The organism is Nocardiopsis alba, from assembly GCF_000710955.1.
Classification (GTDB): domain Bacteria; phylum Actinomycetota; class Actinomycetes; order Streptosporangiales; family Streptosporangiaceae; genus Nocardiopsis; species Nocardiopsis alba.
The window spans coordinates 185,016-205,419 of sequence record NZ_BAZE01000013.1 but is presented as its reverse complement, the minus strand read 5'-3'; the positions used below and the strand labels follow the sequence as shown (position 1 = coordinate 205,419).

The 20,404-nt window shown below is 65.9% G+C and carries 20 protein-coding genes, 2 tRNA genes and 2 pseudogenes; 13 read left to right on the top strand and 11 right to left on the bottom strand.

Annotated features, from left to right (window positions below; all coding sequences use genetic code 11):
• From TR33_RS27525 to TR33_RS22130, 4 genes and pseudogenes are all read right to left on the bottom strand, one after another.
• Positions 1-129: pseudogene (locus tag TR33_RS27525) on the bottom strand (IS5/IS1182 family transposase); the annotation flags it as partial.
• A 19-nt stretch (positions 130-148) separates the two neighbouring features.
• A complete protein-coding gene (locus TR33_RS22140; RefSeq protein ID WP_234305833.1) occupies positions 149-508 on the bottom strand; it encodes a transposase in 360 nt (119 codons plus the stop codon).
• A 422-nt stretch (positions 509-930) separates the two neighbouring features.
• Positions 931-1,434 carry a hypothetical protein gene (locus tag TR33_RS26760; RefSeq protein ID WP_159068815.1) on the bottom strand — a complete coding sequence of 168 codons (504 nt, stop codon included), beginning with the start codon at positions 1,432-1,434 and terminating at the stop codon, positions 931-933.
• A gap of 72 nt (positions 1,435-1,506) precedes the next feature.
• Positions 1,507-2,493: a hypothetical protein gene (locus tag TR33_RS22130; protein ID WP_042285195.1), complete on the bottom strand. Its 987-nt coding sequence runs from the start codon at positions 2,491-2,493 to the stop codon at positions 1,507-1,509.
• Between the two features lie 214 nt (positions 2,494-2,707).
• On the opposite strand from TR33_RS22130, the gene TR33_RS22125 reads away from it, so the two are divergent.
• A tRNA-OTHER gene (locus TR33_RS22125) sits at positions 2,708-2,788 on the top strand.
• Between the two features lie 415 nt (positions 2,789-3,203).
• Here the strand turns inward: TR33_RS22125 and TR33_RS22120 are convergent.
• The 7 genes and pseudogenes from TR33_RS22120 to TR33_RS22095 form a co-directional block, all read right to left on the bottom strand.
• Positions 3,204-4,364 carry a hypothetical protein gene (locus tag TR33_RS22120; RefSeq protein WP_017533745.1) on the bottom strand — a complete coding sequence of 387 codons (1,161 nt, stop codon included), beginning with the start codon at positions 4,362-4,364 and terminating at the stop codon, positions 3,204-3,206.
• Positions 4,365-4,459: 95 nt separating this feature from the next.
• On the bottom strand, positions 4,460-4,942 hold the full coding sequence (locus TR33_RS27520; RefSeq protein ID WP_193789595.1) for a helix-turn-helix domain-containing protein: 483 nt from the start codon (positions 4,940-4,942) through the stop codon (positions 4,460-4,462).
• Positions 4,943-5,447: 505 nt separating this feature from the next.
• Complete coding sequence (locus TR33_RS22115) at positions 5,448-6,596, bottom strand: glutathione-independent formaldehyde dehydrogenase (RefSeq protein WP_020379938.1); 1,149 nt, start codon at positions 6,594-6,596, stop codon at positions 5,448-5,450.
• Between the two features lie 874 nt (positions 6,597-7,470).
• A pseudogene (locus TR33_RS22105) lies at positions 7,471-7,902 on the bottom strand (tyrosine-type recombinase/integrase); the annotation flags it as partial.
• A gap of 16 nt (positions 7,903-7,918) precedes the next feature.
• Positions 7,919-8,089, bottom strand: coding sequence for a hypothetical protein (locus tag TR33_RS26985; RefSeq protein ID WP_169336168.1), 171 nt, complete (start codon positions 8,087-8,089; stop codon positions 7,919-7,921).
• Between the two features lie 543 nt (positions 8,090-8,632).
• Positions 8,633-9,379, bottom strand: coding sequence for a hypothetical protein (locus tag TR33_RS22100; protein WP_234305925.1), 747 nt, complete (start codon positions 9,377-9,379; stop codon positions 8,633-8,635).
• A 454-nt stretch (positions 9,380-9,833) separates the two neighbouring features.
• Positions 9,834-10,613 (bottom strand): GntR family transcriptional regulator, encoded by a 780-nt coding sequence (locus tag TR33_RS22095; RefSeq protein ID WP_042285189.1) that lies wholly within the window; start codon positions 10,611-10,613, stop codon positions 9,834-9,836.
• A gap of 24 nt (positions 10,614-10,637) precedes the next feature.
• Between TR33_RS22095 and TR33_RS22090 the strand changes: the two genes are divergently transcribed.
• The 12 genes from TR33_RS22090 (at position 10,638) to rpsN (ending at position 20,275) form a co-directional block, all read left to right on the top strand.
• On the top strand, positions 10,638-11,099 hold the full coding sequence (locus tag TR33_RS22090) for an NUDIX hydrolase (protein WP_017533739.1): 462 nt from the start codon (positions 10,638-10,640) through the stop codon (positions 11,097-11,099).
• Positions 11,100-11,356: 257 nt separating this feature from the next.
• A tRNA-Arg gene (locus TR33_RS26755) sits at positions 11,357-11,427 on the top strand.
• A 161-nt stretch (positions 11,428-11,588) separates the two neighbouring features.
• The gene (locus tag TR33_RS26195) at positions 11,589-11,954 is read left to right on the top strand and encodes an NUDIX hydrolase (protein WP_017533738.1); all 366 of its coding nucleotides are present in this window, start codon (positions 11,589-11,591) and stop codon (positions 11,952-11,954) included.
• Positions 11,955-12,262: 308 nt separating this feature from the next.
• Positions 12,263-12,748: a TIR domain-containing protein gene (locus TR33_RS22085; RefSeq protein WP_017533737.1), complete on the top strand. Its 486-nt coding sequence runs from the start codon at positions 12,263-12,265 to the stop codon at positions 12,746-12,748.
• A gap of 354 nt (positions 12,749-13,102) precedes the next feature.
• Positions 13,103-14,278 carry an MFS transporter gene (locus tag TR33_RS26190; RefSeq protein WP_084570306.1) on the top strand — a complete coding sequence of 392 codons (1,176 nt, stop codon included), beginning with the start codon at positions 13,103-13,105 and terminating at the stop codon, positions 14,276-14,278.
• 266 nt (positions 14,279-14,544) lie between these two features.
• Positions 14,545-16,584 (top strand): WD40 repeat domain-containing serine/threonine protein kinase, encoded by a 2,040-nt coding sequence (locus TR33_RS22075; protein WP_042285186.1) that lies wholly within the window; start codon positions 14,545-14,547, stop codon positions 16,582-16,584.
• A 167-nt stretch (positions 16,585-16,751) separates the two neighbouring features.
• Entirely contained in the window at positions 16,752-17,498 is a 747-nt protein-coding gene (locus tag TR33_RS22070; protein WP_017533733.1) for a hypothetical protein, read from the top strand.
• Between the two features lie 100 nt (positions 17,499-17,598).
• Positions 17,599-18,132, top strand: coding sequence for a hypothetical protein (locus TR33_RS22065; RefSeq protein ID WP_042285183.1), 534 nt, complete (start codon positions 17,599-17,601; stop codon positions 18,130-18,132).
• Positions 18,133-18,355: 223 nt separating this feature from the next.
• Positions 18,356-19,459, top strand: coding sequence for a CobW family GTP-binding protein (locus TR33_RS22060; protein ID WP_042285180.1), 1,104 nt, complete (start codon positions 18,356-18,358; stop codon positions 19,457-19,459).
• A gap of 2 nt (positions 19,460-19,461) precedes the next feature.
• Positions 19,462-19,722 (top strand): 30S ribosomal protein S18, encoded by a 261-nt coding sequence (rpsR, locus tag TR33_RS22055; RefSeq protein WP_026124852.1) that lies wholly within the window; start codon positions 19,462-19,464, stop codon positions 19,720-19,722.
• 11 nt (positions 19,723-19,733) lie between these two features.
• The gene (gene rpmB, locus TR33_RS22050) at positions 19,734-19,970 is read left to right on the top strand and encodes a 50S ribosomal protein L28 (protein WP_014909195.1); all 237 of its coding nucleotides are present in this window, start codon (positions 19,734-19,736) and stop codon (positions 19,968-19,970) included.
• Positions 19,970-20,275: a 30S ribosomal protein S14 gene (gene rpsN / locus TR33_RS22045; protein WP_017533729.1), complete on the top strand. Its 306-nt coding sequence runs from the start codon at positions 19,970-19,972 to the stop codon at positions 20,273-20,275. The genes rpmB and rpsN overlap by 1 nt, the downstream gene beginning before the upstream one ends.
• The last annotated feature ends 129 nt before the right edge of the window (positions 20,276-20,404 follow it).

Genomic DNA, 20,404 nt, shown 5'->3' with positions numbered 1-20,404 from the left:
CCTGCGGGGTCCTCGGCGTGAGCGCACCGCGGGGATGCCTCGCACCAGGGGTTTGAGCGCTTCGCCGTCGTTGACGTTGGCCGCGGAGATCGCGCAGGTCAGCGGCAGCCCTTGGTTGTCGCACAGCAGATGGAGCTTGGAACCGGGTTTACCCCGGTCGGTGGGGTTTGGCCCTGTCTTCTCCCCCTCTCTTGGCGCGGATCGACTGGGAGTCGACGGTGGCGCGGGACCAGTCCAGCAGGGCCCTTCTGCCCAGCTCGTCCAGAACCGCGCGGTGGATCGTGGGCCACAGGCCTGTCGCGGTCCAGGTCTGGAACCAGCGGTGGGCGGTGGCGCGGGTGATGCCGAACAGGCCGTCGGCCTTTTCCCAGGAACAGCCCGAGGCCTGGACGAACAGCACGGTGGTCAGCACTGCTCTCTGGTCAGCGCGGGGGCGGCCGGTCTTCGGCGGCGAGGGCAGTAGCGGCTGGACGATCTCCCAGAGCCCATCGGGCAACACATCACTCACAGTCCGTGATCATGGCAGGTTCAGAGTCGTCTCGCAGGGCTTTTGAGATGAGCTCTTAGCCTCTCCTGGGGTCCTCATGAAAAGGGTCGCCAGGAATCTACCTGAGTGCGGTTTCACCCTGGATGATTCGACCTGCACGCTCCGAGGCGACCACGTGTGCTAACTCCGGGGCGATCGCGTCGTGGCTTTCTTTCACGCGTTGCTCTGCCACACCAAGACTAGATGGGCGCGAATCAGATTCCGCCTGGATCGCTGACAGGAACACGACCTCAAATCAAAAGATTCCCCTCGGAATTGCCAGACGACTAATAGCACGATTGACAAGAGCGGACAAAAGGCCAGGCTCTGAACCTTTTCATTATTCGGAGTCGGAACTCCTCCGTTTTTTCAAGCGCAACAGTAGCGCACTCGATGGGATGGCGTTACGCCGAGTGTTCCCCACCGTCGGCCAGCAGGGAACGACGCACATGTTCCAGCGGCAGCGTGTGGAGTGGGTCGCGCATCCGCTCCCAGGGTTGGCTGACCAAAGTCTCTTGCCGACTCAAGAAAAAGTGCTGTCCGAGCGGCGACTCACCCTCGACCACGAACGGCTCGCTCTCCCACTGCGGGAACTGGTCGGCCGTCGCGTCCAGGGAGAAGAGAGTCCTGCCATCCTCGCGCAGTTCTAGCCAGACGTGGGTCGGTGACCAACCCTGAGCATCTTCCATCTGATCGGCTGCTCCTGAGATCAGAGTCCAGTCGCCGAACCCGAGTTCTCGGAGAATCGAACCGACGGCCCAGGATGCCACCGAGCATGAGCCTCGAGGAAAGTCGCGCAACCAGTAATTATCCTCGGCTGGAAATGTGCGCAACTTCGAGAGCACTGACGTCATCACGTCAAAGGTTTGTTCGCAGATGTCACGGTGCATGTCACGTCGGAGGTCCATGGCTTCAGTCTGTTCGCAACCGGTGCCACACACCACCCAACCGACGGTCACAAGCCTAGTTGGCACGAACAGTCAGGGGGTTTCCAGGTCGCTGGTGGTGCGCACCCCGGGTCTGCGTAGCACGGCCAGGGACACATACCGCTGGCCCATCGTCCACGCCCACGGGCGACCGGAGGCGGCCACCGTGTCGTTGACCAACGGAGCCTCCAACACCACGGTCTCGGGATCCTCTGGTTCGGAGAGCAGGAACACCATGTACTCCTGCCGCTCCTCACGGGCCCCGGTCTCCAACGAGGAGCGGATCAGGTCTGCGATTCGGGCGTCCCGCCCACCGTTGCTCTCCCTTCTTAGCGCCTCCTCGTAGGTGAAGGGCACGTGACTCTCACAGGTCAGGATGCGGGCCAAGTGCGGTTGGATGGCCTGCTGGGCGTAGAAGCCCATGTGGGTCAACCCTTCCCGGAAGGCCCGGCCGGGCTGACAGATGTAGGCCGCCGACTCTAGGTACTCGGGATAAGCCTGGCTAGCGGCCACGACCACCACCTCATCAGAGGTGAGCAGGCCGTCGTTGTCGAACAGCGCCCGCAGCTCGCGCAGCAGAAACTGGTCGCGTTCAGAGGGGGCGAGGAAGGCATCGTCCACTACGGCGGTGATGGCGTCGTCCAAGGCGGCGAAGTTGAACCACACCACGCGCCGGTCCTGCATAACCTCCACGGCGGCAGGCCGTTCAGGGTCGGGGGTGAGCACGAACAGATACCGTCCCGGCCCTTCTTCCAGGTTCTCCAGGTGGCCACGGAGCTGCTGCGTATCGACTGTGCCGCGGTCGGTTTTGACCTCGAACAGATAGGTGAAGTCCCCGGAGATCCGCGCGTCGGGGACCGATCCCTTGCCGGCCTTGGGCTGGTTGGTGAAGGTGACCGTCTCCAGGGTGGCCTCGCCCGAGGCCTTGGCCAGGATCTCCTCGACCAGGGACAGACCGAGCCGTTCAAAGACCGCCAGCATCGATGAAGTGACCCGGTTCTCACCTTGACGGTAGGTGGAGAACAGCGGTGTGAACGACACTGCACCAGCCTCCAACGAGCATGGGTGGACCTGACTGTCTCACCAGCAGACCAAGGTGGCTCCGGATATGCAAGGACCTTGCGAGACCCCATCGGACGCCACCCGCCAGCGCTGTGTGCTCCGTTTGTACTCCGCAGTTCTGAACCGGGGTGTCAAAGGGTGGCACCCCTTGACACGAAACGACAGCAGTGTTCGGATGGAATGGGACGAAACGGCACCCCGTGGCACGTACAGGCACGAAAAAATCGGACTTCTAATCCGACGGTCGCAGGTTCGAATCCTGCCGGGTGCGCCACAAAACCCCAGGTCAGACGGGGTAAGCGAGGATCTCGGAAGAGGTCCTCGCGGCGTTTTTGGGTCATGTGTGCTCCTCGTGTGCTCCCCAGTACAAGGTGAGTACAGGTGGGTGTCGATCTCCCGGAGCACTTCGCCATCCCGTGACCGTGCGGGCCCGCCGTCGATGTGCCCTCGCACGCCCTTCAACACCCCGCGGCCGCCTCTGAACCCCTACCCTGCGCGGGGGGCAACCGGGGGCCGGACGAGCCCTCTCAGACGCCCATCGGAGTGTCCAACACAACCGGGGAGATTCACTTCGTGTCGTGTTCATGCCGTGGTGTTGGGACCGACCAGCTCATCAACTACGCACCCGTCCGGGCCTGTCTACCCGGCCACGCACGACCCCCGTCGACGTGAGGAACGTGTTCTCAAGCTCAGGAAGCCTCTCCGCGTTCTTGTAGAGATCCTTGGCGCTGTTCGTGCCTTTCTCGGAAAGCCTCGCGCCGCTCCCGTTCGCGCCGGCTGAAGGCGGCGTTGCGCACCGACTCCTCGCTCTCGAAACCGGACCCGATCGCACCCGCCACCGTGGCCGCCGCCGTCACCAGCACAGGGATCAGCACATAGGTGCCCGCGCTCGCTTGGCCAGCGATGTACGAATCCAGAACCCCTGGCGAGAGCAATACCAGCGCCGCTGTCAAGTTGACCAGATACAGGCCCACATACAAAAAAGCTATTCCGAGGCCCAAGGTCAGTACCGTCGTCGCGTTGAACAGCACCGCCTGTTGGCGCTCGTCGCGGGGGCGCGCCCTCACCGGTTCCCACAAGTTGTGGTAAACAATGAGCCATCCAGTCATCACCGACAGCGCTCCCATTACCGCAAGAGCCAGGCGCCAGGCTGACAAAGTGGTCGCGATCTCCCAAACTGTGGCGTTGAGCAAATAGAATGCGCTGAAGGCAAAGGCACCGACCAGCGGGCTGGTTAAGCTCCAGGTCAGGCGCCAGGGCCGGTTGGCTCGTACCATCCCCAACAACAAACGCAGATTCCCCCACCTGGAGGAGATCCGGGCATCGACTCCGGCCTGGTCGGGGGTGTGACGCCGAAAACGCGCCGCTAGTAGGGGGATGCGGTTTCGTGCGTGTGGTGCGGTCCCCTCTTGGGGAGCCACGGGTCTGTGCATATCAGCGACGAGCTGAGCCACTACCGCACCGACCCTGCGCCGCAGCGCCATGACCCCGAAGGCCGGTAACGAGACCACGACTACGCGCCGCTGGCTGTTCATGTCACCCATGATCGCTCGCTTGCCGCTGCGCATGGGCAGGTCGGTCACGCATACGACCATGTCCCAGCCGTGCTCGGCCAACTTGGTCTCGGCGAGCTCCATCATCGCCGTGTGGCGGCTATCGCTGGGCGGGAGGCGTTCCCAGTGCACCTGGGCGGCCCAGGTTTGTTCTGAGTCGACTTGTTGAGTCAACAACTGTGGAAGGTCCTGAGCGAGCTGCTCCCCGATCAAAGCTGGCATGGCGACGGGATCAGCGATCACGCCGACCGTAAGGCGGTTCTCGTTCTGGCCCTTCTGACGTTCTGCGTCCGGCAAAATTCTGCCTCTCTTATTGAGTGAGACCCAGCCAGGAAAGCTGACACACAAGCCCTGAAGAAAAACACAGACCTTGAACCTTGCAAGCACAGACCTCATTGCCCCATAAACGGCAGCGGATCCCCTACTGAAATCTTATATGGGAAGAGTGAAAAATGTACCCGTCTCCTCAAGGGGCTACACTTCGATTTTACTGATATTTGATTAGGCGCTTGACGGAATAGGGCACGGATCCAACCGGACCGATCGGATGAAACCGCGCAACAAACCGGGCTGTCACTGGACCGAGCACAGATGGGACCGCAGCACCCGCTCCAGCTCCTCCGAGCTCCGGAACGCCCGGTTCGCCAGATGGCCCTTCGGGTGTGCCCACAGTGTCTCGCCCGGCACTCCGATTGGGTTTCCGGTTTGTCATGATTTCTGGACTGCTTTTCCGCGGTATTGGCAGCGCCGAGCGTCTGTTTGATGGTCGAGGCAGGGCGCCCCAGTTGGCGCCCGATCGCTCGCAGGCTCTGGCCTTGGTGGTGCAGATCCGCGATCCGTTCCCGGTCGGTCAGAGTCAGAAAACGCGGGTACACCTGCGCTTCGAGCGCGGCTAGGGTTGGCGGAGGGCTGGTCAGGGACTTGGTGGTCGTCTACCCGGTGGGGAGTCCACGCTACGCCCGTCGGTGTAGAGCCAGCTGTTACCGGACTTGCGTACCCTGTGGTCCCAGTCCCGTGCGGTGCGCTCGTTCACCCCGACTTCTCGCGCGGTCTGTCGGGGCACGTGTGCGCAGGCGTTCGTACTCCTGGCGCGCTGGGTACGGCCGTTGTCGGCGTTGTGCGCTCGGCCCGGCCTGACGAGCCCACCCCAAGGCGGTGTTCCGGTTGATCTCGAGCAGCCGGGCTACCTCGGTGGCGTTGCCGATCTGGTCCATCAGTTCCAGGAACCGTGCTCGCAGACGATCCCGTTCTTCCCTCGAAAACGACACCGTGGTCGCAATGTCCTGAAAGTCAGGGTGTTGCGACCACCGTTAGAACCTGAGCTCCTCCGGGCCCGCGTGGTGTAGGTTGCGTGGCCGACTGGCCGACCAGCGGCGTAGCTCACGCCAGCGCGGGCTTGAGCACCACCTTGGTCCAGCCGTCCTCGCGGTTGTCGAAGTGCTCGTAGGCCTCCGGTGCCCGCTGCAGAGGCAGGTCGTGGGACACGATGAAGGACGGCTTCGCGCGGTCCCGGTGGATCATGTCCCGCAGTTGCCGGTTGTAGGCCTTCACCGGCGCCTGGCCGGTACCGATCTTCTGGCCCTGGAACCAGAACGTCCCCATGTCGAAGGTGAGCCGACCGTTGCGGGCCATCTCGTCCGACGCTCCGGGGTCGGAGGGCAGGAAGATGCCCACGACGCCGATGCCGCCGGTGAACTTCACCGACTTGACCAGGTTGTTCATGGTCATCTCGGGGTGCTCGACACCGAGATGGTCGTGGGCCTGGTAGCCGACGCACTCGCAGCCGCAGTCCGCGCGGCGGCCGTCGGTGAGGTTAAGGATCTGCTCGACCGGGTCGCCCTTGGAGTCGTCCACGGCGATCGCCCCCATCCTCTCCACGAGGCGCAGCCGGTCGGGGTGGCGGTCGACCACCATCACCTGGGACGCCCCTTGGAGCAGCGCGGAGTAGGCCGCCATCAGGCCGACCGGACCCGCGCCGTAGACGACGCAGGACTCCCCCGGCTTGAGCCCGGCCAGGCGGGTGGCGTGCCAGCCGGTGGGGAAGATGTCGGCGACCATCACGTAGTCGTCCTCCTTCTCCTCCGCATCCTCGGGCAGCCGCAGGCAGTTGAAGTCCCCGAACGGCACGCGCAGGTACTCGGCCTGCCCGCCGGAGTAGGGGCCCATCCCGGCGAAGCCGTAGGCGGCCCCGGCCATCTCCGGGTCGGGGTTGGCCGTCAGGCAGTAGGAGGGCATGCCGGTCTCGCAGTTGCGACAGAACCCGCAGCCGATGTTGAACGGCAGACACACGTGGTCGCCGACCTTGACGCGCTCGACACCCTCGCCGACCTCGACGACCACGCCGAGGTTCTCGTGCCCGAGCACCTTGCCGGGCTCCAGGTCGGTGCGTCCTTCGTACATGTGCAGGTCGGAACCGCAGATGTTGGTGGCGGTGATGCGCACGAGCACGTCGGTGGGACGCTCGATCCGGGCGTCAGGGACCTCCTTGACGGAGACATCGCGGGATCCGTTGTACACAAGGGCCTTCATGATCTTCTCCAAGAATGGGTGCGGGACGGGCCTGGTGGGGCTTTCCGCCCTTGCTCCGGCCCCTGCTCTCCCAGCACCGGGACGAAACAGTCTCACGCCCATGCTTCGGACAAAGCACGTCAAGGTTTCGTGACCGACCGCCACGAGAGCTGGGACGCAGAGTCCCCCAGTCCCGCCACTGGTAGGCCGTGGTTGACGGCCGTTTTCGCCCGTGTGGGCGAAACCTTCCGGGTACGGGGCTTCGGCGTCGCGGCAGCTGAGCAAGCGGCGCGCAGGGACGAAGTACTGCTGGACGTCAACGACATTCAGCTCGGCCACCAGACCGAACTGCGCTGGAATAGCAACGAGGATTGGACGTAGTCAGGCTGTCCCGTCCGTGAGCCACTCATCAGGCGGGAGGAGTTCGACCAGGTTCAGACGCTGTTGGGCCCGCGCAGCCGCACCGGGGAGGAGAGCGCAAAGTTCACCGCACTCGCCGGCGCTACCTGTTTTCGGGGAGCCATCGAGTGCTGTCTGTACGATCGCAGGGCACCGGGGCACTGGGCCGACAGCGACCGTGCTGTCGGTGCCGGTACCCGCAGGAACATGCCCTGGCCAACAGGTTGCACCACCCCCGTAACACCCCTCCACTTTCCTGGCCATAATCGGCACCGCCTGCATCCTCATTTGCTATAAGCATCTGGCCAAACGGGCCGACGACAGAACGACCAAAAGAGGAAGACACCAGGGCAAGTTCTCGATAATCGATCGGACCTTTGATCTGATGGTCACCCGGCTCCGGACACGAGAAAACCCCAGGCCAGGGCAGATGAACCCGCGCCCCGGCCCGGGGCTGATGGTGCCGTGCTGCTCCTGGTGTGCTCCCCTGAACCGGCTACCGCACCGGAACCAAACCACTCACCGGTACCGAGGTGCCGCGCAGCAGGGCGGCGGTGGCCTCGGCCGCCGCTTTGGCCACCTCGGGAAACACCGTCTGATAGGTGTCCTGTGTGAAGTGGGTGGTGGAATGACCCAACTCAGCAGAGACCACCTTCACATCCGTTCCCGCGGCCAAGGCCATCGAGGCCGCCCCGTGGCGGAGCCCATGCAACGTGATCGGCGGCAACCCGGCTGCGCGTGCGATGCGGGCGAACCAGTCACTCACGTGCGAGGGGTGCCATCCCTGCCCGTCTTGGCGGGTGAACACCAATCCCGAATCCGCCCACTCCGGCCCGGCCTGGAGCCGGGCCTGGTTTTGGAACCTCTTCCACTTCCGCAGTACCCGCACGGTGTCAGAGTCCAAGGTGGCCGTGCGTTTCCCCGCTTCTACCGACCATTCGCGGTCAGGTCGTGTTCTGCATGTTCAGCCAGGTGCGCACCAGGAACGCCAGATCACCGAACTCACTCTCGGGCCTTCCACTGATCACCTCTGAAGGTTTCCCGTACCGCAGGGCGGATGCAGACCGCGCACGGAACAGATAGGGGCGTACCCCGCGCACACCGTCATCGTCCACGCACCACCCCACCTCCGAAGGGTGCGGCTCGCGGGGAGAGGGAATCCGGACCGAAGCCGCAGCCGAGCGACTGGGAGGGAGGGCTGTGGAACTCCCCCGCTCAACGGATACCTTCGGCCCCCTCTCGGAAACGCCGGCGACCTGCGCTCCAGAGACACCCTGGTGCAGAGCAGGTTCACGTTCGTACCGGGCTTTCAAGGGGCTGCACAGCACTGCCGTCAGCATCACGCCGAACCACCACCGCAACCTCTGGCCCCAACCACGTACGGATTTACGGTGCCTGCCGGTAGGCTTTCCCATGATCTCCTTCTGCTGTGTTCAGGTAGGGGTTCCAGCCCCGGCGCGGTGCTGCGAACACCACGCCGGGGCGTTTCCTTTTCTTAGAGCCTCTTGATGCAGTGATCTGAGCGGCCGGCCATCCATGACGCCGGGATCGGCCGTCGTCATTCGAGGTCTTCGAGAACCACGGGAGGTCACGGTCCTAGACCGTGGTCGATGGCCGAGGCCTTCGCTACTGCTTCCGGGAACGGGCACTCTCAGATCTCACTTCGTCTCCTCAGCGACCGATTTCTGAGCCACGGCAGCCCGTGCCGAACGAGCCTTGTCCGCTCGGTCCGTGATGAGGGATCGGCTGACACTGAACTCCTGCGCCAGCTTCTTACAGGTCTCCCCGGCCTCGTATCGAGCCAGGAGTTCGCTGTTGGAAACACCCAGGTCCTTGACCGGAGGGCGCCCCTTGCGGGGAACCACTCCGGAGGCCTTGCGCTTGAGGGCTCTGCGTTTTCGCAGTCGCACCAGGGACATCACGTTCTGATGGCGTTCCGCGATCCGGTCGTAACCCCACATCTTCGATGGGATCTCACCCTCGTGCCACAGGGCGAAGAACACCTTCCGAGCACTTCCCAACACCCGTGTGAAGGTGGTGGTGTCCATGTTCATGGCCCGCTCGGCATCCCGGCGATCGTCGCATTCAGCCAGCACGGTCAGGATTCGACGGTGTTTCGGGGAGAGGGCGAGCCAGATCTGGGCCAGGGCGATACGATCCACGATCAGATCCTCGTGGGAATGGGCTGGCGCTGAGGCACTGCTCCAGTAGCGCAAGAAGGCTCGAGAGACCAAGGCCTTGTCCCTACCGCCCAACCCGTGAGCTTGGAGGTCTTGGTAGCGCTGGGCCTTCATCGCCTTCCAGCCGACGGCTATCAGCTCGGTCTCCTCCGGTCTCAGGGGCACCAGTTGCAGGTGTTCGGCGATCGCCTCCCATGCGGTCTCGGCACGGCGGACCATGTCCATGCCGTTCACCCACCGGCACTCCCGCGCCGCCCACACGGCCGACCGCACTACCTGAAACGCGGTGTAACCGTGCCCGACCGGATCATCGGCCGCGGGGCGTGGCAGCACCGGCCCGAACTCATTCGCCCCCTGGGGGTTACCCCCGGTCGTTCTGGTCCCGTCATCATCTGTCGATGTCGCTTCGGCAGGCAGGGGTCGGAAACTCTCATCGCCCACGAAGGTCGGTTCCGGCGTAGGGGCAGCAGCGTTCACGGGGCACGCTCCGAAGGGGGTCGTTGACGTGTTCCTCTGGCCGAGCGCGAGCTCACTACTCACGCTGACAAGCCATGGTTCCTCTCATGCAAATAAGAGATACACATGCACTCATGTACATAAGCACTACACTCAGGTTGCCCCACTCATGTACATGAGTCAACCCTGCAGAGGAAACAGACCCGCCCGGCCGCCCGATAGATCAGTCCAAGGCCGGAATGCGGTAGTCGAGCACGAACTGGTCCGCGGCCATGATCGTGTCGCAGACCTCCACCACTTTCCCCGAGGTGGTCACGGCGTTACGCGTCAGATGAATAATCGCGGAACCAGGACTCAGCCCCAGAGCGCTCGCTTCCTGTTTGGTGGCCAACCGGGCCCGCACGGTCTCGACGTACTCGGCGAATTCATGACCATGCTCTTCGAGCCTCGCATAGATACCCCCTCCGCCAGGGTTCTCCTCGAACAGCTCGGGGATATCCCGAGCCACTGGCCAGGGCAGATACGACGTGGCCTCTTCAGTAGGGACGCCATCACTGAAATAGAGGCGCCGACGGGCGAGGATCTTGTCTCCATCGGCCACGCCCAGGCGTTCGGCGATCTCACGGGGAGCGGCCACCGGCCCGATGGAGAGAACCTGAACGGTGGGCTTCACCCCGGCCTGTTCGGTCTCCGCGATGTAGGCGGCTTTACCGGCACGACGGTGAGAGCGCCGGAACCGGTCAGAGGACTTCCGGGTGACCGGTGGCCGAGACTTGACGAAGGAGCCCTTGCCTTGGAAGGTCTCCACCAGACCGGCGGCGCGCAACTCGGCGATCGCCTTGCGCACCGTTCCCGAGGAGACGCCGTAGCGTTCCATCAGAACGGTCTCACTCGGCACCTCTTCCGCGGGTGCCAAACGTCCGCCTTTGATCTGCTCCTCGATGTCGTCCGCGATCTGGAGATACCGGGGCTTCCCAGACCTTGCCCCCGCAACGCTCGTCATAGTCCTTCTACGCCTCCTAAGCTCATGTACATGGGTAACAGCACCGGAGATAGGCCGTCAACGCCACTGCACTCCGTATCCGTCGCCGGGGCCGTCGTCCGCGAGGACGGTCGACTCCTGACGATCCGTCGCGCGGACAACGGAAGATGGGAGCTCCCCGGTGGCGTTCTGGAACTCGCGGAGACTCCGAAGGAGGGGGTGCGCAGGGAGGTCTGGGAGGAGACCGGGGTCCACGTCCAGGTGGGCCGGCTCACCGGCGTCTACAAGAACACCGCTCGGGGCATCGTGGCCCTGGTCTTCCGGTGCGCACCTTCCGGTGGCGACCCACGCCCGTCGGACGAGTCGACCGCCGTCGCCTGGCTCACCCCCGAAGAAGTGGCCGAGCGTATGTCCGAGGTCTACGCGATCCGGCTCCTCGATGCCCTGGACCCGAACGGTCCCCACGTCCGCGGCCACGATGGCAAACGCCTGGCACCGGCCGGGTGAGCGGACTCGACCACGAGTTCCAGGCCCTGATCTTCCACAGGCGATCCGCCACTCTGGTCCTAGTCAGAGCAGAGAACAACCGAGAGTGGCTCGTCCGGCCTGGAAGCAGTGTTCGCGCCAGAACCTCACGAGCCACCATCGACCTCTTCCAGGTCTGTGTGCTCCGTTCGTGCTCCGCAATTTTGGACCGGGACGTCAGCGGGCGGCACGAAACGGCATCCGGATTCGGATGATGCGGGACACAACGGCACAAAGTGGCATGTGGCGGTACTAGGGTGCCGGACTTCTAATCCGACGGCCGCAGGTTCGAATCCTGCCGGGTGCGCCACGAATCCCCAGGTCAAACGGGGTTCACGAGGACCTCGAAAGAGGTCCTCGTCGCGTTGTGGGGGCCCTGCGTCCTCCGAACGGGCGGAACGGCGCCCCGCCCTCCCCGAAAGGTTCTTTCGCCTCCTCCCTTGCCAGTCCTCCCCTTCTAGGCTCGCGCGCATGGGTAACAGCACCGGAGATAGGCCGTCAACGCCACTGCACTCTGTATCCGTCGCCGGGGCCGTCGTCCGCGAGGACGGTCGGTTCCTGGCGATCCGTCGCGCGGACAACGGAAGATGGGAACTCCCCAGTCTCGTCCTGGAACTCGCGGAGACCCCGGAGGAGGGAGTACGCAGAGAGGTCTGGGAGGAGTCCGGGGTCCACGTCGAAGTGGATCGGCTCACCGGCGTCTCCAAGAACACCACCCGAGGCATCGTCACCCGCATCCCACCATCGGCAAGAGCCGGGCACTGCCGGAGTGTCCGACCGACACGAAGAAAAACAGCTCTTCAGCTTCTACCCCCGACAATCTCACCATCCCTCTGAGCACCCGGCACTGCCGGTTCGGCTATCACCCACTTCGAGTAAGTACTGGAAGGCGACTCCGGCATACAACCGGTTCTTCATCGCGTGCAGTACGAAACGTCTTCTGAACCGAGCCTCGAACACGTGACCGGCGGTATGCATACCCTGACCATGCGACGATCTCGGCGGCTATGACGGGAATCCGGATCCGAACCTCATCACCACATCGTCTGCGCGAGATATCGGGATCAACATAATGTCGGTGCCCGACCTTATTCTCGGATCGAGGTCGAGACCCGCTCGGCCTCGAGGAGAATAAGGAGCCGATTGTGGCGATCAAAACCGTGTTCTATTCCTTCCACTATGAACGTGACGTGAGCCGTGTTCAGCTCGTGCGAAACATCAACGCGCTCGAGGGACAGCCCCTACTCAACGCCCAGGACTGGGAGGAAGTGAAACGACGCGGTCGGCAGGCCATCGTCGACTGGATCGATGAGCAGATGCGCTACAAGCGGGCGGTCGTGGTCCTCATCGGACGGGAGACAGCCGACCGCCCCTGGGTGATCTACGAGATCGAGAAGGCCTGGCAGGCGAAGAAACCGCTCGTCGGGGTCCGCGTTCACAGTCTGTCATCGTTCGGCAGAGCCGACCGCCCCGGCGCGAACCCGTTCGACAAGGCGCTCGGCGCCGACAACATCCCGGTGTTCGATCCGACGAGGGTCGACCGATGGGGAGGTATCGACACGAAAGCCACGTACGCGAACCTCGTCGCCAACCTCGAGGGCTGGGTCGCTCAAGCGAAGGCCCGCGCATGAGGACCTAGGCCCTCGGGTCCCGCGAGGCCGCCGACCGTGACGATCCTGCCGTCCGCGACGGTGCACCGGGGCGAGAGCGTCGTCGCTGTCCTCCCGGCATAGAGGGCGTTTCTCGACCATCGTGCTCGTCATGCCGAACATCTGGGTTTCAAAGGCGTTGACACGGACCAGGGAAAAGCGATTCATTCACCATTGCCCCGACCGCGAATGGGAACTCTCCGTCCACATGGCGGGGGTGGACGGACCCTTGTGGGATCCGGGGGCGATCCTCATACCGAGGTCGGACGAAGCGCCGTTCCTGTCCCGTCCGGGGCCGACGCACACCACCACCGGTAGGGCGGCCCGAGGGGCCTCATGCCTTACAGCGAGCTCGGTCTCGCCCGCCTCGCCCTGTGGACGATCTTCTTCGTCAACGGCGCGATCCTCTCCAGTTGGGCGCCACGGATCCCCGAGGTGAAGGATTCCCTCGGACTGACCGACGCCGAGCTCGGAATCGCGCTTCTGGGGATCGCGGGCGGTTCCGTTCCGGCGCTGATCCTGACCGCGAAGCTGCTCCAACGCCTCAGGGACACCCCTATCTGTGTGGTCTCCGCGATCGTCTTCAGCGCGGCCCTGCCGCTCATACCGCTGACCGGAGACCTGGCCCGGCTGACGGCGGTGCTCTTCGTACTCGGGGCGGCCAGTGGCGCGCTCGACGTGGCGATGAACACCGCCGGCATCTCGCTCCAGGCGGTTTCGGAGCGGCCCGTACTCTCCGGTCTACACGGTGGTTACAGCCTGGGGGTGCTCACCGGCGTCGGAGGAGGGACCATCGCCACGTACATGGGCGTAACGGTCTTCGCCCATTTCATGGTCATGGCCGCGGTACTGGTCCTGATGACCCTGCTGTCCGCCCCGGTCCTCCTGCGGTTCGCCCCCAGGACACATCACCCTTCCGTCGAGATGGAGAAGAGCGAACGGAGGGGGCGTCGTCTACCGGTCCTCGTCGCCGTACTCGCCGTCTCCTGCCTGTTGGTCGAGGGGCTGGTGACGGATTGGTCGGCGCTGCTGATCACGCGTGATCTCGGCGCCGGACCCGCTCAGGGGGCACTGGCCCTGACCGCCTTCGGCCTCGCCATGTTCGTCTCACGGTCGTGCGGAGACGCGATGCTGCTGCGCTTCTCCGAGAAGCGGATCGTCATGGCGTCCGCCCTTCTCCTTCCCGTGGCGGTACTGATCGGGATGCTCGTCCACACTCCGCTCGCGATGAGCGTCTCCGTCGCCGTCATCGGTCTCCTGGTCGGCCCGCTGTTCCCCGTGGCGATCTCGCGTGCGGGCCGCTCCGATCCGGGCCGCGCGGCCTCCATGGCGGCGAAGGTGAGCGTCATCGGGTACATCGCCCACCTGGCCGGTCCGCCGTTCATCGGTCTCGCCGCCGAGGCCGTCTCCTTGCCGGTCACCTTCACCCTGGTCATCGTCCTCGCGGCTCTGGGGATAGGCGTGGCGGCACGCGAGAGGAGAGCGGGCCTCCCCGAGCGGACCGGTCGGTGACCTCCCGGCCCGAAGGTCCGAGTCCCGAGGCCACGTGTGCTCCACCGAACTCGACACCCTGTCGACCCACGGTCCGGATGCGGATGTTTCCGACGAAACCGCCTATCTTGAGGGTTCCGAACCGCCGACGGACGGCGGAAACGGAGAACCCTTCGGCCCCGCCCCGGATCCACTCCGGTGACGGCGGGCCGGATCCCGTTCTCCCTTCGGGACGACGACGATCCGGCGGACTCTCCCTCGCCACTCCGACGAAAAGGGCCGACACCGTGGACCCCCTGCTCCCCACCGACCCCCCGCAGGTCGGCAGGTACCGGCTGACCGCACGCCTCGGTTCCGGCGGCATGGGCCAGGTCTACCTCGCCCGCACCGCCTCCGGCCGCGGGCTCGTCATCAAGGTCATCCGCCCCGAACTCGCCTCCGAGGACGGCTTCCGTGCCCGCTTCGCCCGGGAGGCCGAGGCCGCGCGACGTGTCGGTGGTTTCCACACCGCCCAGGTCGTGGACGCCGATCACGAAGCCGATCCGCCCTGGATCGCCACCGCCCACATCCCCGGGCTCACCCTGGTCCAGGCCGTACGCGAACACGGTCCCTTGGATCCACCGGCGCTCCGGATCCTGGCGACCGGGCTCGCCGAGGGCCTGGACGCGATCCACCGGTGCGGCCTGGTCCACCGCGACCTCAAACCGGCCAACATCATCCTCGCCGCCGACGGGCCCCGCATCATCGACTTCGGTGTCGCCCGGCCCATGGACGCCGACAGTATGACCACCCACGGCACCGTGTTCGGCACCCTGCCCTACATGTCGCCCGAGCAGACCGAGAGCTCACGGGTGGGCCCGGCCTCGGACGTCTTCTCCCTGGGCAGCGTGCTGGCCTTCGCCGCCACCGGCACCGGCCCCTTCACCGGCGGGACCATGGCCGAGACCCTGCGCCGTCTCCTCGGTCCCCCTCCGGACCCGGGCGAGATCGACCCGGACGTCCGCGACCTGATCCGGGATTGCTGGGACCACGACCCCGGCCGGCGCCCGACCCCGGAGCTGATCCTCACCCGCTTCGAGGCGGACGACCTCCACACCCCTGGAGCCTCGCCCCACTTCGCGGTACCCGAGGAGAACACGGCGTTCCCCTCCGTGCTCTCGGTCTCGACCGGCTCCGGGCAGGCACCTCCCCCGTCGACGGCCGCTACGATCGCTCGGGGCGGCCTCCCGCATCACACCAGGGAACAGATCTCGTCCCCCGGGTCCCTGGAGGGAACCGGCACACCACCGTCCACAGCGGGTACGGGCTCCAACGGAAAGAGGTCGAGGAAGGGCCTGTACATCGGCGCTGCGGCCGTGACCGCCCTCGCCCTCGTCTCCGCCCTCCTGTTGTGGAGGGCCGATATCGGCGGCGCCGAGGACCCGGCGCAGGCGGAGGAGGCCGAGGTCGAGGGCCCGGTCCCGATCGGTGAACACGACGATCACGTGAACACGGTGGTGTTCGACTCGGACGGCGACACCGTCGCCACCGCCGGCAGCGACGGCACCGCGCGGCTCTGGGACGTCGAGACCGGCGATCTCGTCGCCATGCCCAAGAGCTTCGACGGTCACGTGTGGTCGGTGGCCTTCTCTCCCGACGACGCCACCGTCGCCTCGGTCCACAGCGACGGCACGGCGCAGCTCTGGGACGTCGAGACCGAAGAACCCACGCCCCTTCCCGGGCACACCGGTTACGTGAGATCGGTGGCGTTCGGTCCCGACGGCTCCACCGTCGCCACCGCCAGCGACGACCGCACCACCCGTCTCTGGGACGGACGGACCGGTGAGTTCGTCGACACCTTCGGCGGGCACACCGACACCGTGAACTCGGTGGTCTTCGGCCCCGGTGGGTTCGATCTCGCCACCGCGAGCAAGGACGGCACCGCACGGATCTGGGACATCGAAACCGGCGAACCCCGCACCACCTTCGACGGACACGACGGTTCCGTGTGGTCGGTGGCCTTCTCCCCCGAGGGGGCCTTCGCCGCCACGGCGAGCGAGGACGGCACCGCACGGATCTGGAACGCCGGGACCGGCGAACCCCGCATCGTCCTCGACGGACACGACGGCCCCGTGAACACGGTGGCGTTCAGCCCCGACGGCATGCTCCTCGCCACCGGTGACGCCAGCGGTACCGCACGTCTTTGGGACGCCGAGACCGGTGAACCCGTCACGGTCCTCGAGGGGGAGCACACCGACGCCGTGTGGTCGGTGGCCTTCTCCCCCGACGGCGCCACCCTGGCCACCGCGAGCGATGACGGCACCGTACTGCTGTGGGACATCGGTTGACCACCGGCCCGGCGACGACGTGGCGTCCAGGGCCGGACGGGGCCTCCCGTGGCCCCGTCGAGCGATCACGCGAAGCACCCCGTGTTCCTCCGCCCGGAACGGACCACGCTCGGACCGTCGTGGCCCCGGTGTAGCTTCTCCATTCACCCCTACCCGGAAGGCTCGTCATGGAGTTCCACACCCCCGGTCGCCCCGAGGACCTGCCCCCGTTCGATCTCCTCTGGGCCCGCGCCGCCGCGTTGGCCTCCCTGGAGGCGGGTGGCGGCGCGAGTCAGCACGTCTACGCCGACGCGGTCGTGCACCACGACGACGCGGGAGGGAACGAGTGGCGGCTCGCCCGTCTCGACGACGGTCGCGGGGTGCTCGTCGGTGCCGACCACGAGTGCGACGAGCACGTCGACATCGAGGGCTACGACCCCTATGTCGGCCCCGACTGGTTGCCCTGGACCTGGTTCGCCGAACTGGAGAGCGGCCGTGAGCAGGGGTTCGCCTACTGGTGGGACGGGGCCGTCTGGGACCGTATCGACTACCCCGACATCATCGACAACGACGGTCTGAACCTTCTCTTGACCCATCTGTCCACCACGGAGAGGACGGTCGAGAGGGTTCTGAACTTCCTCGACCTGCGTGAGTCCACGAACGAGTGGGAGGAGGGGGTCCTCATCCTGACCCGGGTTCTGGAGCTCGCCGAGCGGGGCTCCGGCACCGAGGAGGAATGGCGTGAGGTTCTAGAGGCGGCTCTGGACTTCGCCGCGCGTCAGGACTCGCAATACGTGAACCGCGCGAAGGACGAGTTCGACGTGACCGCGGCCCTCGCGGTGGCACGGGCGACCGGGTTGGTCAAGGGGTTCGAGGCCGAGGTCAAGCCCGCGGAGAACGGTCGTCCCCAGGGGTGGGTTCCGCGTCCGGGATGAGGACTCGGATCGTCGGGGGTGATCGTTAGGCTGGGCTCCCGCGCCGTCCTCTCCCCCGGGTCCCGGTGTGTCCCCACCCTCATCGAGAACAAGGAACCTCATGCCCTACCCCTTCGACCCGGAGGAACCGATCTCCGACCCCTCGAACTCGGACACGGCGGCCCGTGCCTGGGACGAGCGTCGGGAGTCCCTGTCGGACTGGCGTGACCTGAGCCGCGAGGTGGTCGTCCGTCTGGGCGAGCTGTCCCGCTGGGACCCGCCCGAGACGCTCCTGGAGAACCCGAGCCACGGTCTCACGCACATGCACACGATCTGCTCCATGGACGACCTGGAGCCGTTCGAGATGATCGGCTACCGACCCTTCGACCTGTTCCTGACCACGTACTGCGCCGAGTACATGTTCAGCGACGTCGGTGGCGCGTGGGTGCTCGACGAGGACCCGGGGTCGTCCACCTTCGGCCGTTTCCTCATCGGTGAGTACGACACCGATCGTCCGGAGGCGACGGTGGACGTCTACGCCGCCGTGGCGGCGTTCCTCGAAGAGCCCGAGGGACGCGACCTGGAGAAGCTCCTGGAATCGCTCCAGGAGTCCATGGGCGCCCCGGTGGGTGTCCAGGACACCTCCTACCCCTGACGAACCCTGCCCCGCCCCCGATGGCCCGCCCTCCGTGGCGGGCCTTTTCATGTCCGCTTCGTGCCCCGGCCGGCGGCCGAGCCCTCGGTGATCGAGGATGTTTCCGCCGCTGTCGTTCCTCTCTTCTCCACCCCGGGTCTACCGGGTGCGCTCAAGGCTGTGTAGAGTATGAAAACGATTTTCATTTCCACACTTGGAAAAGACACCTCGAAAGGAGCATCCGATGCGCATCGCACTGGTCGCCGGCCTGCACGCGGCCGCGCGGCGCCGGGCCGTGGACGAACTACTGGCCGCCGTGCCGGGGTCCATCGCCGTACACCACGACATGAGGGACATCGGTGACGGTGCCGTGCACCGTGTGGTGCGCGACCACGCGGGCCCCACCGAGATCGCGGCCGTCGACCTCGACCACGCCTGTGCCTCCTGCACCCTGCGCGAGGACCTCGTCCCCTTCCTCCTGAGCACCGCGGACACCGGCCGACACGGCCTGTGCGTCGTGGAGGCCTGGGAGGCAGTGGAACCCCGGTCGATCGCCGAGGCGATCTCCGTTCAGGAGAGGCTCCACCTGACCACCGTCGCCACGGTCGTGGACACCGCCCGCCTGACCTCGGACCTCGGTGGTGACGACGACCTGACCGACCGCGGACTGGACGTCGCACAGGACGACTCCCGCACGGTCGCCGAGGTCCTCCATCGGCAACTGGAGTACCCGAACACGCTCGTACTTCGCGGTACGGAGAACGAACACCACGTACGCTCCCTCCTCCGACAGCTCAACCCCGCGGCCACGCTCCTCCGGTCGGGGGCCGATCTGCGGAGCCTCCTCGACCGGCGCTTCGACCCGGCCTCCACCCATGACCGGCTCAACCCGGCCTGGGCCCACTACACGGACCACGCCGAGGAGCACGGGGTGGGATCGGTGACCTGGACCAGGCGCCGACCCATGCATCCCGAACGGTTCGCCGACGCGCTGGAACGGATCGTCTCGATGAGCCTGCGCGGCCGAGGAAGGTTCTGGCTGGCCAGTCAGTCCGACTCCCTCCTCGTGTGGGACTCCTACCGTGACCTGCTCATGGTGGAGAACGGAGGCCCCTGGATGGCCTCGCTCCCCGAGGCCGCCATGGACCTGGTCTCGCCCACACGACGCTCCCGTGCCCTCGTGGACTGGGATCCGGCGGTCGGCGATCGCCGCCAGCACCTGTCCTTCACCGGGATCGGCATGGACGCCGACGCCCTGCTCTCCCTGCTGGACTCCTGCCTGGTCACCGACGAGGAAGCGGACCAGGACTTCCACAACGACCCCTTCGCCGAGTTCTCCGAGAGGTGATCATGTCCGCCGATGAACGCCGCGCCGCGAAACCCGCCCGCCGGCGAGCCCTCGCCAACCCCTTGGGCGAGGCCGACCACGTCGACTACAAGGACGTCGCCCTGCTCCGCCGGTTCCTGTCGGACAAGGGCAAGATCCGGGCCCGGCGCGTCACCCGGGTCACGGCCCGTCAGCAGAGGCTGCTCGCCGCGGCGATCGCGAACGCCCGCGAGATGGCCCTGCTGCCCTACCCCTCCTCCGTGAAACAGAACCGATCGACCTGAAAGGAAGAACCGTGTCCCGTATCTGCCAGGTGACCGGGAAGGCCCCCGCGTTCGGCAACGCGATCTCCCACTCCCACCGGCGCACGAAACGCCGTTTCGACCCCAACGTCCAGCGGAAACGCTACTGGCTGCCGAGCGAACGACGCTTCGTCCGGCTCCGGGTCAGTGCCAAGGGCATGAAGGTGATCGACGCCCGGGGCATCGAACGCGTGGTCGCCGACATCCGCGCCCGTGGAGAGAGGGTCTGATGGCGAAGAAGAGCAAGATCGCCCGGAACGAGCAGCGCAAGGCCGTCGTCGCCCGCTACGCCGAACGCCGTGCCGAGCTCAAGCGCCTCATCAAGAACCCGCGCACCGGCGAGGACGAACGCGCGGCCGCCCTGGCCGAGCTGCGACGTCAACCGCGTGACGCCAGTGCCACCCGGGTGCGCAACCGCGACTCCGTGGACGGCAGGCCCCGTGGACATCTGAGGAAATTCGGCCTGTCCCGCATCCGGTTCCGGGAGATGGCCCACCGGGGAGAGCTGCCCGGGATCACCAAGTCCAGCTGGTGACCGGGCCGGGGCCGGCCGTTCGCCCCGGCCGGCCCCGCCTCACACTCCTGGCTCCCACCTCGATCGAGGTGGGTACGGAAGGGCCCGTCACCGTCGCGGGGTCGGTGGCGGGCCCTTCTCTACGAGGGG

Coding starts and splice junctions, on each gene's coding strand:
- TR33_RS22115 (WP_020379938.1), bottom strand. CDS start 6,596: ATGAAGGCCCTTGTGTACAACGGATCCCGCGATGTCTCCGTCAAGGAG.
- TR33_RS22090 (WP_017533739.1), top strand. CDS start 10,638: ATGTACATGGGTAACAGCACCGGAGATAGGCCGTCAACGCCACTGCAC.
- TR33_RS26190 (WP_084570306.1), top strand. CDS start 13,103: ATGCCTTACAGCGAGCTCGGTCTCGCCCGCCTCGCCCTGTGGACGATC.
- TR33_RS26760 (WP_159068815.1), bottom strand. CDS start 1,434: ATGGACCTCCGACGTGACATGCACCGTGACATCTGCGAACAAACCTTT.
- TR33_RS22095 (WP_042285189.1), bottom strand. CDS start 10,613: ATGACGAGCGTTGCGGGGGCAAGGTCTGGGAAGCCCCGGTATCTCCAG.
- rpsR (WP_026124852.1), top strand. CDS start 19,462: ATGTCCGCCGATGAACGCCGCGCCGCGAAACCCGCCCGCCGGCGAGCC.
- TR33_RS26195 (WP_017533738.1), top strand. CDS start 11,589: ATGGGTAACAGCACCGGAGATAGGCCGTCAACGCCACTGCACTCTGTA.
- TR33_RS22100 (WP_234305925.1), bottom strand. CDS start 9,379: ATGGACATGGTCCGCCGTGCCGAGACCGCATGGGAGGCGATCGCCGAA.
- TR33_RS22065 (WP_042285183.1), top strand. CDS start 17,599: ATGCCCTACCCCTTCGACCCGGAGGAACCGATCTCCGACCCCTCGAAC.
- rpsN (WP_017533729.1), top strand. CDS start 19,970: ATGGCGAAGAAGAGCAAGATCGCCCGGAACGAGCAGCGCAAGGCCGTC.
- TR33_RS22070 (WP_017533733.1), top strand. CDS start 16,752: ATGGAGTTCCACACCCCCGGTCGCCCCGAGGACCTGCCCCCGTTCGAT.
- TR33_RS22060 (WP_042285180.1), top strand. CDS start 18,356: ATGCGCATCGCACTGGTCGCCGGCCTGCACGCGGCCGCGCGGCGCCGG.